The sequence below is a fragment of the Bacillus sp. ISL-57 genome, from assembly GCF_018613135.1.
GTDB lineage: Bacteria > Bacillota > Bacilli > Bacillales > DSM-1321 > Peribacillus > Peribacillus frigoritolerans.
The window spans coordinates 68,347-83,552 of record NZ_JAGGQV010000002.1 but is presented as its reverse complement, the minus strand read 5'-3'; the positions used below and the strand labels follow the sequence as shown (position 1 = coordinate 83,552).

The following is a 15,206-nucleotide window of genomic DNA, read 5'->3' as shown; positions in this document are numbered from 1 at the left end:
ATGTAAGTGGAATGGAATCTCTTAGTCTTCTAGATTAGGTGATTATGATATATTTGTCAATTTTACTCATAAAATGCATCTATTTGTAATTATGTAAATCCATAACAGATGCATAACAAAAAGAGGCAACCAGTTATGATTGCCTCTAGAAGAAAAATAAGTTTGCATGCAGTTATTATTTAAAAAACGTTCCGTTGATTGTAGGGGGTCCCTGGAGTGGATTTCAACGTTCCAATCTTACAAACACTTAAAAGAATCGAGTTTGTCTACAGACTATGATGCCTTAATTAATAAGGCATCCGTCTTATTTCAATAGTTTCGCTCGATGATAAAGTGAGCACGATCGCCTCTAAAGAGAGTTTTAGAGAATTCAATAACAGATCCATCATTCTCATATGTGTAAGTTTCCAAAGAAAAACAAGGTGAACCGTTCGGAACATCCAATTTATCAGAAATGGAATCGTCTGCAAGTGAAAACTCCAAGTGTTCGACCGTCTTTTTTACTTTTAAATCGAATTGTGTTTCAAGTACTTTAAAGAGTGATTTTTCACAGGCTTCGATATTTAGCCCGGGTGTCTTATACCAAGGGAGAAAGGCAATTTCATATTGAAGCGGGATGTCGTTCACGTAACGTATCCGTTCCAGTTTATTTACGGGGTCTCCAATATTTTGTTTGAAAAGCTTGGCAAGTGTAGCATTTGCTTCAATCACTTTTAAGCTAATGACCTTTGTTGAAGGGTTTTTACCTTGCATTGTGACTTGCTCAGAGAATTTTTCAACCGTGCTTGTAAGAAATTGCTTCACTTTATTCTCCGAAACGAAAGTGCCTTTGCCTTGGACACGGTAAATATAGCCTTCGACGTTCAATTGCTGTAAGGCCGTGCGAACAGTTGTCCTGCTTACTCCGTATATTTTACAGAATTCAGCTTCAGTCGGTAATTTTGTATTTGTTTGATATTCGCCATTTTTTATGAGATTGATAATCGATTCCTTGACTATGGAATGCAATGCCGCTTCTTTATTCATGGTCTCCACAGTGATTCCTCCTATGTTCATTCCCAATATATACATATAGATTATCTCGGATAAGTACAATAATCAACTTTAATTCACAAATTTGTAGTAACAAATTTAAATTTGTGTTGATATTTTTCCAATTTGTAACTACAATGTATGTATGGAGGCAATAATACCCATTTCATTCAAGGGGAAGTGATAAAGAAGTAACATCGGTTATTTATAAGGAAACGGTTTCAAATCACTTGAAAATACTGAATAATCAATCATTAAAAAGGGGGGTAATTTCAATGAATATCTTATTATGTTGTTCTGCAGGGATGTCTACTAGTTTATTAGTTACCAAGATGGAGGAAAGCGCTAAAAAACAAGGGGTAGAATGTCATATATGGGCTGTCGGTTCTACAGAAGTGAACAATGAAATAGATAAAGCTGATGTGATTTTATTAGGCCCGCAGGTAAGATATCTGCTATCCAAGTTACAGGAAGCGGGGAAAGAAAAGGGAATTCCAGTAGCAACCATCAATCCAATGTTCTATGGACTATGTAATGGTGAAGAAGTGCTAAAACAAGCCACTACTTTAATAAAAGGAGAATAAGGATATGATGACTTTTATTGATAAGTATATTATGCCTGGGGCGGTAAAGGTAGGAAATAACCGGCATTTGCTTGCGATTCGTGACGCATTGATTGGAATGATAGCGATTACAATGATCGGTTCATTCGCCGTCCTCTTTAATAATCTTGGGCAAGTCATCAAGCCTTACGGAAGAATGATGGAGGCCATCTTCGGTCCTGCATGGAATACGCTTGGCGGTGATATTTGGTTTGGAACCTTTGCATTCATGACGGTATTCGCTGTATTCGGCATCTCTTATAAATTGGCCCGGTCATACGGTGACGATGGTTTTGAAGCGATGCTGGTTTCCGCAGCCTGTTTCTTTTTATTATTACCTCAAATCGGAAATGTCACTTTAACTATCGATGATAAGGATGTTACAGGCGGGGCATGGGGTTTTGTAAGCGTGAACTATTTTAATGCTACAGCCCTATTTACAGGAATTGTCGTTGCCTTAATAGCCACTGAAATCTTTGTGAGACTATCCCGGGTGAAATATTTAGTCATCAAGCTTCCAGATGGAGTACCCCCAGCGGTAGCCCGTTCATTTGCAAAATTAGTGCCGGGTATGGCAACAATCTTTATCGCTGGCGTATTCGGACTGCTATTCCGTAAAGCTACGGATGGGCAGGTACTGAATGACTGGCTGAGTAAAGTGATTGTATCTCCATTACAAAGTGCAGTAGATTCATTGCCATTCGCTATTTTACTAGTTTTTCTTGTTCATTTATTATGGATGATCGGTTTGCATGGACCTAATATCCTTGGCGGGATAACGACACCGCTTTTTGAAAGTTCGGGAGTGAAAAATATCGATTTATATGCAAAAGGTGTCAAAGACATGGACCAATATGGGGTATTGGCGGGTTCTTTCCTGGATGCATTTGTTTATTTAGGCGGATCTGGTGCAACATTGGGCCTGATCATTGCAATGATCATTGCCGGTCGGAAACGGTATAAACAGATGATTGCACTCGGAGGGGCGCCAGGGGTGTTCCAGATAAACGAACCCATTCTTTTCGGATTGCCTATCGTTCTGAATCCAATGTGGTTCATCCCATTTGTTCTCGGCCCGGTAATTACAACGGTGATATCTTATATCGCAGTAAGCAGCGGAATGGTTTTCCCGATCGTTGCTAAGATTCCATGGGTAACCCCTCCGATTGTGGGTGGATTCCTGGCCACAGGCGGGCATGTGTCTGGAGCGGTCCTAGCTGCAATCAACTTAGTCATTTCAACAGCGATTTATTTACCATTCGTTTATGCCCAAGTGAAGATAGACACCAAAAATAAAACAGAGCTTACAAGAGATTCAGAATCGTTAAACGTTTAAGAAAGTAGTGATGAAAATGGAAAAAGAAGAATTATATCAACTATCATTTCAATTGATTTTATATAGCGGGAATGCGAGAAGCTTTGCAATGGAAGCGATGCAGGAAGCAAAGAAAAGGAATTTTGATTCTGCCCGGGTTAAAATAGCCGAGTCCGAAACGGAATTACTGCAAGCCCATAAATACCAAACCCAATTAATCCATGCTGAGGCAGGGGGGGACTCTTTTGATCTTCCGATTATCCTGGTGCATGCACAAGATCATTTAATGACAGCGATGACTATGAAGGATCTTGCAATTGAAATGATCGATCTACGCGAAGAATTCTTACATGCAGATGCTGTGAAGGAGAGGACTGCTGAATGAGCAAGGGGTTGAAGATCGTCACGATTGGCGGAGGTTCGAGCTATACGCCTGAACTGATCGAAGGTTTTATCAAATATCATGAAGAACTTCCTGTGAGTGAAATTTGGCTCGTGGACATCGAAGCGGGAAAGGAAAAGCTTGAAATTGTCGGGAATTTGGCAAGAAGGATGATTGAAAAGGCTGGAGTGAATATTGAAGTCCATCTCACGCTGGATAGAAAGAAAGCGCTTAAAGGCGCTGATTATGTAACAACCCAGCTTCGGGTGGGGCAACTCGCAGCCAGGGCTCTTGATGAAAAGATTCCATTGAAACACGGAGTGATCGGGCAGGAGACGAATGGACCAGGCGGGCTGTTCAAGGCCTTTAGGACGATTCCCATCATTCTGGATATTGCTCATGAGATGGAGGAGTTATGTCCGGAAGCATGGCTGATTAACTTCACGAATCCTGCAGGAATGGTAACGGAAGCAGTTCTGCGTCACAGTAATATTTCCAAAATCATCGGACTCTGCAATGTACCGATTGGGATGGAACGGGGTGTTGCGGATTTGATGGATGTAGAGCCATCAAGGGTCCGGATCGACTTTGCCGGCTTGAACCATATGGTTTACGGCTTGGATGTATTCGTTGATGGCGAGAGTGTCAAAGATCAAATCATCCATTTGATTACGGATCCAGCTAAAGCCGTCACGATGAAGAATATCCATGCAATGGGCTGGGAGCCGGAATTTCTTAGAGCGTTAAACCTGTTTCCATGTCCTTACCACAACTACTATTATAAAACGGGTGATGTGCTGGCCCAAGAATTGAAGGATGCGGAAAAAGGGGAAACACGTGCAGAGGTCGTTCAAAGGCTTGAAGCAGGTTTATTCGAACTATACAAAGACCAAGATCTGGCTATCAAGCCGCCGCAGCTTGAAGAGCGCGGAGGTGCCTATTACAGTGATGCGGCTGTGCGGTTGATTTGCTCGATGCATACGGATAAGCGAGATATTCAAGCGGTGAATACGGTCAACCATGGTACGATTGAAGGCATCCCGTACGGATCGGCGATTGAAACCAGTTGCGTGATAACTAAGGATGGACCTAAACCAATCAATGTGGGAGAGCTTCCTGTCGCTGTCCGCGGATTAATTCAGCAAATCAAATCCTTTGAAAGGGTAGCCATCGAAGCTGCAATTTCGGGGGACTATGATACTGCGTTGCTTGCCATGACGATCAATCCACTCGTTCCAAGCGACCGGGTTGCAAAACTTATCTTGGACGAAATGCTGGAGGCACATAAAGATTATTTGCCGCAGTTTTTTGAAAAAAAGGAGTTGCAGGATAATTTATCATGATTGAAGTGCTTGTAAATGCAGATGATTTCGGGTTAACTAAAGCGGTAAATTATGGGATTTTGGATAGCCATAAATATGGAATTGTCAATTCGGCAACGATCATGATGAATGCGAAAGCAACGGAGCATGCGATTGAAATCGCCAAGAAAACACCCTCGTTGAAGGTAGGTATTCACTTAGTCCTGACATGGGGTAAACCTTTGTTGAGTGATGTTCCGAGTTTGGTTGACGAATCTGGTTTCTTTAAGAAGCAAGGTACGGTATATGGGGATCCTGCCGGCATTTCCTTGAGCGAATTGGAGAGGGAGTGGTCAGCACAAATCGAAAGATTTTTGGAATTTGGCCTATTCCCGACTCATTTCGACAGCCACCATCATGTACACGGGATCAAAGCATTTCTACCGGTTATTAAAAAGCTGTCAGATAAATATGGATTGCCAGTCCGTAATGCCGGAAGCCACCTTTCAGGGATTCAAACCGTTACAGATGTATTCCTTGATGATTTTTATGGAGAAATGGTGGTTGAAGATTACTTTCAAAACTTGAAAGGGAGAGTAATGGATGGGGCGAGTGTGGAGATAATGACCCATCCTGCTTATATGGATGAAGAATTGATGAAAGTCTCCTCTTATAATGATAAACGCTTGAAAGAAACCAGGATATTGACAAAGGCAAAATTACCTGAGGGATTTTCCCTTAGATTCAGCATCAACCAAGTAAAGATTTGATTTCAAAAGAGGACCATTCATCAAAAGAGGACCATTCATCAAAAGATGAATGGTCCTCTTTTATTGTTAAAATTAATAAGCCAGGCTGAATAGGGCTTTGATGTGTGATAGGTAACGAACATTACTTGCTTCTTTCATCAATGTAGCCGGCAGGCCTTTAAGGGACGTGTTATTGGCCCCGACGGTTGCCACTGCATCCTTACGGCCAAGGCTCGCAAGTGTACCTGAGTTTACAGGTGAGAATTCTTCAAGTTTCTTGCCTTCAAATGCTGCATATAGGTTGTATCCTACAAGCTCACCCATTTGCCAAGCATTTTGTGCAGTTGGAGCATATGGACGGCCGCCTTCTGGAGGGAAGGCAACGGCACTGTCACCGACAACGAATACGTCTTTATGGGATTTGGATTGCAGATACTCATTGACGGTTGCTTTGCCGCGATCCACTTCAAGGCCTGATTCGCCTACGATAGGAAGAGCCGCAACTCCGCCTGTCCAAACAAGCGTATTGGCCGTTATCGTTTGTCCGTCTTTCAATTCGATTTGATTTCCTTTAACACCCGTTACAGGCAGGCCTGTCAAGAATTCCACGCCGCGTGCCTCCAAGCTTGTCATGGCACGTTCGATTAAGTGGTCAGGCAGGACCGGAAGGATTTTTGGACCAGCTTCCACAAGCTTGATTTTCAAGTCCTTGAAGTCCACTCCGAACTTTTTGGCGATTTTAGGGAAATGATCCACGATTTCACCGATTAACTCAACGCCCGTCAATCCGCCGCCGCCGATCACGATGGTTGCGTCCGCTTCATTATTCGTTTGAGAATATTCGCGGATGCGATCTTCGATATGTTTGTAAATCTTGTTAGCATCATTTACGGATTTCAAGACCATGCTGTTTTCCTCAAGTCCCGGAATGCCGAAGAATCCTGTTTGGCTTCCCAAAGCAACAACCAGGGCATCATAAGATAATGTGGAACCATTGGCAAGTTTCACTTTTTTATTATCGACCGAGAATGACTCCACTTTGGAAATGACAAGGTCGATATCTTTTCCTTTGAAAAGCTTTTCCAAAGGAATGGAAACGGCTTGTTCAGAAATGGATCCGCCTGCAAGACGGTGCAATTCGGTGATGATTTGGTGCGTTGGAAATTGGTTCACCACTGTAACCTGCACTTCATCTTTATTGTAATATTCACGTACGGATAAGGCAGATAGTAATCCTGCGTAACCTGCACCTAAGATGACGATTTGTTTTGACATAGTTAATCCCCCGTCCTTACTGATTGAAAGTTATCAAATTATTTTTGGTTTTTACGTTCTGAAGAGACTTCAAGAAAAGCTTGGGCGAAACGGAAAAGCTTTTGTGCTTGCGGATCTTTCATCATTTTTAACAGACCAAAAAGACCGATCACATCATTATTCGCTTCTGCACGATCCTTAGCTTCGATGGCATTTGCCGCAAGCTCTTTCACTGAATGGACTACAGGTGTGGCGATCTCCGAAATGGCGCTGACCGTATCATTTTTCAACACATCATCAGTCGCAACCGATTGAGCGAAATCATAAGACTTTGTTAAAATATTCACTAACTCAGTCAGTTTTGGTAACTGCTCGACTAAAGTGTTCAATGATTCCTGAACCTCAGGCTTTAAAAGCTGATCTAAGATATCCAATTGCTCTTGGTTTGCAGAAATATTAAGTGCTTCATGTTCAGGTTTTGACATTACGTCTACCATATCTAATTCCCCTTTAAACTTAATTATTTTGATTAATGTTTTTTCCGCCGATACTACTAATCATACGACTCTAATCTCTTAATTTCAAATATTTCTTTTGTGATACGAATATAATTTTATCGTAATAATTAAGAGTTATTTGGTGGTTTTTTTGATTTATCTTAATATTCCAAAAGAATATTAAGATTATTCTGGTTATAATACCTTAAATAAAGAGGGGATTAGAGACATTCTACCTTGCGTTTCCTATAGTAATAAATCAATAGCAGACACCTTTTTGTTTGCTATAATGTCCATAATCTTTGACGGAATGAGCTTCAAGAATATTTTATCTGATTTAGGGTATATACTATTATCGGAATTGGAGTTGATGCCCTTGGTAGAACGCAGGATGTTAAAGGTACGTGGTGAGATTATCGAAATATCCTCTAGGTATAATGAAAAATATAGTAAATGGAATTGTACAGCTAAAGTTCCTAATAGTTCCATCATTGCTTATTGTCGTGACAAGAATAAGCTTCGTGCTGAGACAGTTTCTATGAGCAGGTTATTAATTACGTATGAAGACTATAAAATTGTATGATAAATAGAGAAAAGGCGCCCAATATTGAAGATGAAGTGGGCGCCTTTTTTTATAGAATAATATATTTATCTGCGAAATCGGGAATATATTTTCGGAAATGGAGATATTTCATCGAAAACTTCTGATATATCTGCGTAAGTATAAAATTTATCGATTTTTCGACAAAACTTCGATTAAAAAAAGCTATTTTCTTAGTGAAAAGCAACGAAATTGTCAAAAAATATATCAGAAAATACTGAAAAGGATAGTAAAATTATGTTAATATATTTAAAAAAAGGATTATTTTCTAAAGTAATAATGAATAATTTATATTTAAGGTTCTCCATTAAGAAAAGGTATTAATAAACCGCAATTAGTTCTATTGATTTTACTACAAAAAGTGAAATGGAGTCGATACAATGGTGAGTATTACTGGATATGGCAAAGCGACAGAAGAAGCAGTGAATAATTTTCAGAAGTTTGTGGGTTTTGAAATTCCTGAAGACTATAAACAATTTCTCCTTAAGCATAATGGCGGCACAACTACGGTTCAAAACTGTAAGTTTTATGTAGATGGATTAGACACACTCGTATGCTTGCAAGCACTTTATGGATTAGAGCTTCAAGATAAAGAACTGGATTTACAGAAATCGCATGAAGAAAACAGAGAAGACTTACATAAGAATTGCATTATAATAGGTAATGATACATGTGCAGGTAAAATCTTGCTGATAAATAATGAAGAAGAAAAGGGAGTTTACTTCTGGGATCAGGGTTGGTATTCGGATCCATCAAGCCAGGATGAAAACATTTATAAAGTTGCATCGAGTTTTAAATCCTTCATTGAGGGTTTGAAAGTCCCGGAGGAAATCTAATTTTATTGTAATCCCCTTGATTGGCTCATGCCATTCAAGGTTTTTTATTGTCATATTAATGAGGAGATAATAATGTATAAAATATTATTGGTTGAAGACGATCTCAAAATAGCTGGAATCTTGGTCAATTATTTAAAAAGGTATGGGTATGAGGTTTTTGAAGTGAAGCAGTTGGACCAAGTTTTTGCGGAGTTCCAAGAAATAAAGCCAGATTTGGTTTTATTGGATATTAATCTGCCCTATTATGATGGTTTCCATTGGTGCCGGCTAATAAGGACGGTTTCGAAGGTTCCCGTTATATTCATCTCTGCAAGGACAGATGAAATGAACCAAGTCATGGCCATTGAATATGGGGGAGATGACTATTTAACAAAACCGTTTCATTTGGAAGTGGTATTAGCGAAAATAAAGAGTGTCCTACGTAGGGTGTATGGTGAATATGCTGATATATCTTCATTCCATCAGCAAGTAAAGGAAATGGAAGGATTAACTCTTTATACGGAAAAGGCGATGATCGAATATCAAGACAATCAGGTAACGTTAACTCAAAATGAGTTGAAATTATTAAGTTGTTTACTACGACAGTATGACACCATCGTCTCTCGTGAAGAGTTACTTGAAGCATTATGGAATGACGATTCATTTGTTGATGACAATACATTGACCGTCAATGTCACAAGGGTACGAAGAAAACTTGAGGATATTGGCATCAAGCATGCTATAACAACTAGCAGGGGGAAAGGATATCGACTAAAAATAGTGCAAGGTGAAGAAAAGTGAATCTGAAATCCTTTATAAAAGACCGTCTTTATTTTATATTTTATACCGTTCTACTGGTAGGCCTGCTTATTATTGCTTATGCATTAGCCGTTCTGGAAGCGGGGAATCACATATCGATTTCAAATATCATCTATTTAATTATTCTCGCGTTTTTTATGATGCTTATATTTTTAGGCGCCGATTACATAAGGCAATACCGTTTCCTTAATCAAATAGCAAGGATGAAGCAAGAACCGAGCCTGTCGTTTGAATATGTCGAAGCCTTTAGGGAACCTTTGACAAATGAACAAAAGTTGTGGATGGAGCTTTTTCAACAAATGAACAAGGTAACCATTGGGCAATTACAAGAACAAATCAAACAGAAGGAGCAATATGAGCTATTGATTCATCAATGGGTTCATCAAATGAAGACACCTGTTTCAGTCATTTCCTTACTGATTCAAGAAGGCAAAAGGACATTTTCGAATGAGCCAATGAAGGATTATCTTAAAGAGATAGAAGAAGAAAATGATCGATTTCGCAGAGGGTTGGAAATTATATTGCATGGAGCAAGGCTGCAGCGTTTTTCGGAGGATGTAAAATCGGAGCGGGTTGACTTAATTAATCTTGTCAAGCAAGTAATTAACGAGGAAAAAAAACAGTTCATCAAACGGTTCATATATCCCAGGCTTGAAACGGAGCATGAGAATGTATATGTACATTCGGATCGTAAGTGGCTCCACTTCGCCATTAGTCAGGTGGTCTTTAATGCACTGAAGTATTCAAGGCAGGAAGAACATGACAGCATAACGTTCAATATCATTGAAAAAGAGTCGGAGATTTTCCTTAGGATAACAGATCAGGGAGTTGGAATCGTCCCACATGATGTAAAGCGGGTGTTTGAACCATTCTTTACTGGTGAGAACGGGCGAGTCAAACAAGAATCAACCGGAATGGGACTATATCTAGTGAAAGAAATCGTTAACAGACTCGGGCATGTCGTTACCATCCAATCGACTGTATCCGAAGGGACTACTGTGGAGTTTCTCTTTAAGACAAATACCTTACATGAAAGGTGACAGAATTGTAAGGGTGCTAAACGATTATGTAATAAACTTCGATGGGAGCCTCCCGCTTTATTCATTATACTTACGGTAAGAAAGGGAGGTATTTAAAGATGTCGATTTTAAAAGCGGAACAACTATCCAAAACTTATTTTCAAAAGCAGGGGAATTTATTTCATAAGGCGTTACATAATTTCACCATGAATGTACAGAAAGGGGAATTTGTCGGAGTGATGGGTCCATCCGGCAGCGGGAAAACCACTCTACTTAACTTAATGGCCACGATTGATAAACCCACCACAGGTACAGTCATTCTAAATGATCAAAATCCTAATGAATTAAACAATCAGGACCTGGCATTGTTTCGCAGAAGGGAAATTGGATTTGTTTTTCAAGACTTCAACCTTCTTGATACACTTACCGTTCGCGAAAATATCCTCCTTCCTCTAGCGTTAGATCATTATAAACTGGAGGAAATGGAATATAGGGTAAATCAGTTGGCAAGCCTTCTTGGTATAGAAGGGATTTTAGAAAAGAGGACTTTTGAAATTTCTGGAGGTCAGCAGCAACGAACGGCTTGTGCAAGAGCGATGATTCATGAACCTTCCATTATTTTAGCGGATGAACCTACTGGTAATTTGGATTCCAAATCTGCCAAGCAGGTAATGGATACCCTCACGACACTTCAGGAGAAAAAGGGAGCAACCATCCTCATGGTCACTCATGACCCAACTGCCGCCAGCTTCTGTGACCGGATTCTATTCATAAAGGATGGCAGGTTCTTTTCGGAGGTTCATAGCGGAGGGGAAAGACAGAGCTTCCATCAAAGGATTTTAGATACGTTAAGTGTTTTGGGAGGAGTCTATCATGAACATCCGACTTCTCGCTAAGAGGAATATTCAAGGAAATGCACAACGTTATCTAGCTTATTTTTTCAGTATTGTCCTTTCCGTCTCAATCTTTTTTATTTATGCATCGTTTATCTTTCATCCTGATGTGGTCCATGCGAATATTCCAGGGGGACAGTTAATTAGCAGGGGACTCATTGCAGCTGAAATAGTGATCATCATATTTTCAGTTTTTTTTATCGCTTATTCGAATGCAGCATTTATACAGCCGCGAAAAAAAGAGTTTGGGCTGCTGACACTGCTTGGAATGTCCAAATCCCAACTTAGAAAACTGATTTACCTGGAGCAAACGATGGTTTCCCTCATATCTATCCTGATTGGAGTTGGCTTAGGGTTTTTGTTCTCAAAGTTATTCTTAATGGCAGTTTCTTGGTTACTGGCTGTAGAGCAACCAATATCGTTTGTCATTGTCCCCGAGGCCTTTATTTATACCATTGTTGGTTTCATTTTGCTATTTCAGCTATTATCGCTCCTTTCATTGTTCCACATAGGAAATACGGAGGTAGTCGATTTACTAAAAGATAAACAAAAACCAAAAAAGACTCCCTTCGTTTCAAAGTGGTTAGTTGCATTATCAGCAGTTTGCTTAAGCATTTCTTATTATCTGGCAGGTACGATGTCGTTGAACAATTCTTATATTCGAGTATTGCCCATAGTATTCTTCGTACTGATCGGCACCTATTTTTTATTCAGCCAAAGCATTGTCTCTCTAAGCAGCAGGCTTTACCGGAAGAAGAAAAGCTTATATGGCGGAACGAATTTAATTACTCAAACAAACCTGATATTCAATATTAAGGACTATTCCAGGTTATTCTTTTTGACCTCGATCATTACAGCCGTGATTTTGACAGCTGCTGGAACACTTTTCATGTTCAGTGCAGATTTAAAAAAGCAAGGGGTGGATAACATACCGCAATCAATTGGCTGGGTTGAAAATGACGCTTCCGTTTATTCGGTTATTGAACCATCCGCAGTGGAGAAAACATTAAAGGAAGATGGATTCAAGATCCTTTACGAAGTAAATATGACTGGTGTCCCCATTACCCACATGCTACCCGATATGAGAACGGGGGAATCCAATGAAAATAGGTCATTATTAATCTCGGAAAGTGATTATAACAATGCGGCTGCATTGCGAAAAATTGAACCAGCAAAGTTATCAGGAAAAGAAGCATTATATATTTTTCCTTATGGAGGACTGGACTATCAATTTGTCCACAAGGGAGAACAAAAGGAACTGCACTTTGGCAATCGAACCATTCAAGTAACAATGATTGGTCAGCGCAATCAATCGATAGTCGCACCCATAAAAGCAGCAACCACCCTGATGGTGGTCGATGATCAGCTGTATCATGAAATCACTGCCGATGTGCCATTAAAAGAGATGGCAAGAGTACGGGGGTATGAAGTTAAAGATTGGGAAGAATCAATGGAAACATCCATTGAAATCGAACAAATGTCTAATAATCCTAATCAAGTGCAAACAAGAGCTCCGATTTATCAAGAAATGAAACAGGGAAGCATATTGATTCTTTTTATAGGCTTGTTTGTCAGTCTATTATTCTTTATCGTCCAAGGGAGCATGATGTATCTGCGAGTTTTTACGAATTTAGAAGATAAAAAAATCCAAATCCATGCCCTTCATCGATTGGGGTTGACAAAAAAAGAAATACGGAAAATTTTAAGTGCGGAAATACGCATCCTCTTTTTCGCTCCTTTTCTGATAGGGGTGATTCATGCCATAGTCGCCTACGTGGCATTAAGCAATTTATTGGGGTCGAATTTGTTTGTCTACTCGGCCATGGTCATCGCAACGTATTTTCTTTTTCAACTGCTATACTATGAAGTAACTAAAAAGATGTATGAGCGGGCAGTCATCAATTCGATTAAATAAAAGCTATAAATGGAATCTGGGGTTGAGTCCCAGATTCCATTTTTTTATTCAGGAGTCTTCTCATTGAAACGGCCTTTCATTGATGATAAATTAGTCAATATGTACTATTGAAAGAGAATTAATCACTATTTTGCACAAATCCTATGGATTAAGGTATGATTTTACAACTCAATCCTCTGTATTCTTGTAATATTTTCATATAAAGGGTAAAATTATTTATTTGAAGCAGAAATATCAAACCCCACAACTTTTATTTTTATCGTTTTCCTATGAAAAATTATATTAAAATAATTATTTGTGGAGATAAAATGATTTATTGGAAAATATTAATAATCAAATTGTTTTAGATTAAAATATAAAAGTCATATGATCAAAAAAATAGTGGGTGATCTGTTAATTACTTGATTTATTATAGTATTATATGCCTGGGATTATAGAGAACATTAGATTTTTCCCTATTTCTTTATCCCTTAATATAGTAAACTCAGAATAGGTTCGTTAACTTTTAGCTGCTAGAGATGAGGTAAGTTTAATCCTATGAAAAATAAAAAGTTAAGGGCACTTCTTTATTTGACCATACTTTTATTGATTGTTTTCATTCTTCTAAATATGTTTTCAACATATTTAAGCATTAAAAATTCTGTGCAAAAATCCGTTGCTAATCAAAACTTGGTAGCTGCTAGATCTATAGCCGACTCGATGGATATGGAGGCCTATCAGCGATTTTTCAATAACCAAGTAAAGAGCCGGGATTATATGGATATAAAAGCTTACTTAGAGGATGCACGTGAAAAAATAGGAGCATTATATGTTTATACCATCATGATTGATAATCCTACAGTATCCAAGTGCATGATTACGGGGTTTTCTAAAGATCATAAAGGGGATTTTCCTATCGGTGGTGCATGTACTGTTCCGCCGGAGCAGGTCAAACAGGGGTATGAAGGCAAAAGCTTCATTACCGGGATTCTAGAAGATCCGGTGTATGGTGAGTATTTGTCTGTGGGAGTGCCAATGAAAAATAATGATGGCGACATTATTGGTTTTTTGGGCATTGATGTGAGCGCTGAAGATATTAACGCCATTAACGGCAAGGTATTGAAAAGCAGCATTGCCATTCTTGTTTATAATGGTGGATTTGTCATCATGCTGCTGGTTACCTTTTTTGTCATTCAAAAATGGTATCAAAAGGAACTGACACGTGAAGTAGGGGATACGGAAGATACGTATCAATCGGAATTTCAATCTCTATTTGCTTCAGTCCGCTCATTAAGGCATGATTTTTCCAATCATATTCAGGTGATACATGGACTGCTTAAATTAGAGGAGAACGCAAAAGCACTCGAATACTTAACAGGGCTTTCAAAAGAAGTGCATTCAATTGAATCGATGAAATTGGATGTGATTCATCCGGGCTTATCTGTCCTGTTGGAGACTAAAAGGCTCTCGGCCCAGAATTATAATATCGATATCGAAATTGATGTTTCACCCAAATCCTTCAATCGGATCAAAACAATCGATTTGATAAAATTATTATCAAATGTTATCGACAATGCTATTGAGGCAACAATTGAATTGCCAGAGCAAGAACGCCGAATGAACATTGCCTGTAAAGCTGATGATGAAAAGTATACGTTTATGGTAACGAACACTGGACCCATGATTTCGGAATTAGATCTGGAGAATATATTCGCCAGCGGTTTTTCAACCAAAAAGGCACAAAAGGGCAAAGTTCGCGGACAAGGATTGTTCATCGTCGACGACTTAGTGAACAGGTATGATGGAGAGATTCATGTACAGTCCTCTGAAAAAGAAACGACCGTTACGATGATCATTCCCGTAAATGGAAAAATGGGCTAAATTGATCCAAAGGAAACACATTTGATAAAAAGGTATGATCCCTAAAGGGATCATACCTCAGTTTGTAGACAAAAGGGGTTCGGAATTAAAAAATTCTGAACCCCTTTTGAAATTCCCTTTAATTTTCGCCTAACATAGTGGGCTCTTCGAGC

Annotated in this window: 15 protein-coding genes; 12 read left to right on the top strand and 3 right to left on the bottom strand. The window is 39.2% G+C overall.

All coding sequences use genetic code 11. The features are described 5' to 3' along the window. Positions 1–309: 309 nt before the first annotated feature. Positions 310–1,026 carry a GntR family transcriptional regulator gene (locus tag J7I90_RS03635; RefSeq protein ID WP_251025137.1) on the bottom strand — a complete coding sequence of 239 codons (717 nt, stop codon included), beginning with the start codon at positions 1,024–1,026 and terminating at the stop codon, positions 310–312. 281 nt (positions 1,027–1,307) lie between these two features. Between J7I90_RS03635 and J7I90_RS03630 the strand changes: the two genes are divergently transcribed. The 5 genes from J7I90_RS03630 to chbG are packed head-to-tail and all read left to right on the top strand — an operon-like array spanning position 1,308 to position 5,402. Beyond that, positions 1,308–1,616, top strand: a complete 309-nt coding sequence (locus tag J7I90_RS03630; RefSeq protein WP_048684685.1) for a PTS sugar transporter subunit IIB — start codon at positions 1,308–1,310, stop codon at positions 1,614–1,616. A gap of 4 nt (positions 1,617–1,620) precedes the next feature. Beyond that, complete coding sequence (locus J7I90_RS03625; protein ID WP_214768469.1) at positions 1,621–2,970, top strand: PTS sugar transporter subunit IIC; 1,350 nt, start codon at positions 1,621–1,623, stop codon at positions 2,968–2,970. 16 nt (positions 2,971–2,986) lie between these two features. Continuing rightward, on the top strand, positions 2,987–3,334 hold the full coding sequence (locus tag J7I90_RS03620) for a PTS sugar transporter subunit IIA (RefSeq protein WP_214768468.1): 348 nt from the start codon (positions 2,987–2,989) through the stop codon (positions 3,332–3,334). Further along, positions 3,331–4,674 (top strand): 6-phospho-beta-glucosidase, encoded by a 1,344-nt coding sequence (locus tag J7I90_RS03615; RefSeq protein WP_214768467.1) that lies wholly within the window; start codon positions 3,331–3,333, stop codon positions 4,672–4,674. Before J7I90_RS03620 ends, J7I90_RS03615 begins: the two co-directional genes overlap by 4 nt. Then, positions 4,671–5,402, top strand: coding sequence for a chitin disaccharide deacetylase (chbG, locus tag J7I90_RS03610; RefSeq protein WP_214768466.1), 732 nt, complete (start codon positions 4,671–4,673; stop codon positions 5,400–5,402). The genes J7I90_RS03615 and chbG overlap by 4 nt, the downstream gene beginning before the upstream one ends. A gap of 72 nt (positions 5,403–5,474) precedes the next feature. Here the strand turns inward: chbG and J7I90_RS03605 are convergent, their stop codons facing one another. Together J7I90_RS03605 and J7I90_RS03600 are read right to left on the bottom strand one after the other, a co-directional pair. Further along, complete coding sequence (locus J7I90_RS03605) at positions 5,475–6,656, bottom strand: NAD(P)/FAD-dependent oxidoreductase (protein WP_214768465.1); 1,182 nt, start codon at positions 6,654–6,656, stop codon at positions 5,475–5,477. A gap of 38 nt (positions 6,657–6,694) precedes the next feature. Beyond that, the gene (locus J7I90_RS03600; protein ID WP_214770042.1) at positions 6,695–7,120 is read right to left on the bottom strand and encodes a helical membrane plugin domain-containing protein; all 426 of its coding nucleotides are present in this window, start codon (positions 7,118–7,120) and stop codon (positions 6,695–6,697) included. A 301-nt stretch (positions 7,121–7,421) separates the two neighbouring features. Between J7I90_RS03600 and J7I90_RS03595 the strand changes: the two genes are divergently transcribed. The 7 genes from J7I90_RS03595 (at position 7,422) to J7I90_RS03565 (ending at position 15,054) form a co-directional block, all read left to right on the top strand. Then, complete coding sequence (locus J7I90_RS03595) at positions 7,422–7,715, top strand: hypothetical protein (protein ID WP_214768464.1); 294 nt, start codon at positions 7,422–7,424, stop codon at positions 7,713–7,715. A 398-nt stretch (positions 7,716–8,113) separates the two neighbouring features. Beyond that, positions 8,114–8,569, top strand: a complete 456-nt coding sequence (locus tag J7I90_RS03590; protein WP_214768463.1) for an SMI1/KNR4 family protein — start codon at positions 8,114–8,116, stop codon at positions 8,567–8,569. Between the two features lie 72 nt (positions 8,570–8,641). After that, positions 8,642–9,349 carry a response regulator transcription factor gene (locus J7I90_RS03585; protein WP_214768462.1) on the top strand — a complete coding sequence of 236 codons (708 nt, stop codon included), beginning with the start codon at positions 8,642–8,644 and terminating at the stop codon, positions 9,347–9,349. After that, a complete protein-coding gene (locus tag J7I90_RS03580) occupies positions 9,346–10,407 on the top strand; it encodes a sensor histidine kinase (RefSeq protein WP_214768461.1) in 1,062 nt (353 codons plus the stop codon). The genes J7I90_RS03585 and J7I90_RS03580 overlap by 4 nt, the downstream gene beginning before the upstream one ends. Before the next feature lie 98 nt (positions 10,408–10,505). Beyond that, positions 10,506–11,282, top strand: coding sequence for an ABC transporter ATP-binding protein (locus tag J7I90_RS03575; protein WP_214768460.1), 777 nt, complete (start codon positions 10,506–10,508; stop codon positions 11,280–11,282). Then, positions 11,260–13,194 carry an FtsX-like permease family protein gene (locus tag J7I90_RS03570; RefSeq protein WP_214768459.1) on the top strand — a complete coding sequence of 645 codons (1,935 nt, stop codon included), beginning with the start codon at positions 11,260–11,262 and terminating at the stop codon, positions 13,192–13,194. Before J7I90_RS03575 ends, J7I90_RS03570 begins: the two co-directional genes overlap by 23 nt. Positions 13,195–13,803: 609 nt before the next feature. Next, positions 13,804–15,054, top strand: a complete 1,251-nt coding sequence (locus J7I90_RS03565) for a sensor histidine kinase (protein WP_251025092.1) — start codon at positions 13,804–13,806, stop codon at positions 15,052–15,054. Positions 15,055–15,206: the final 152 nt, after the last annotated feature.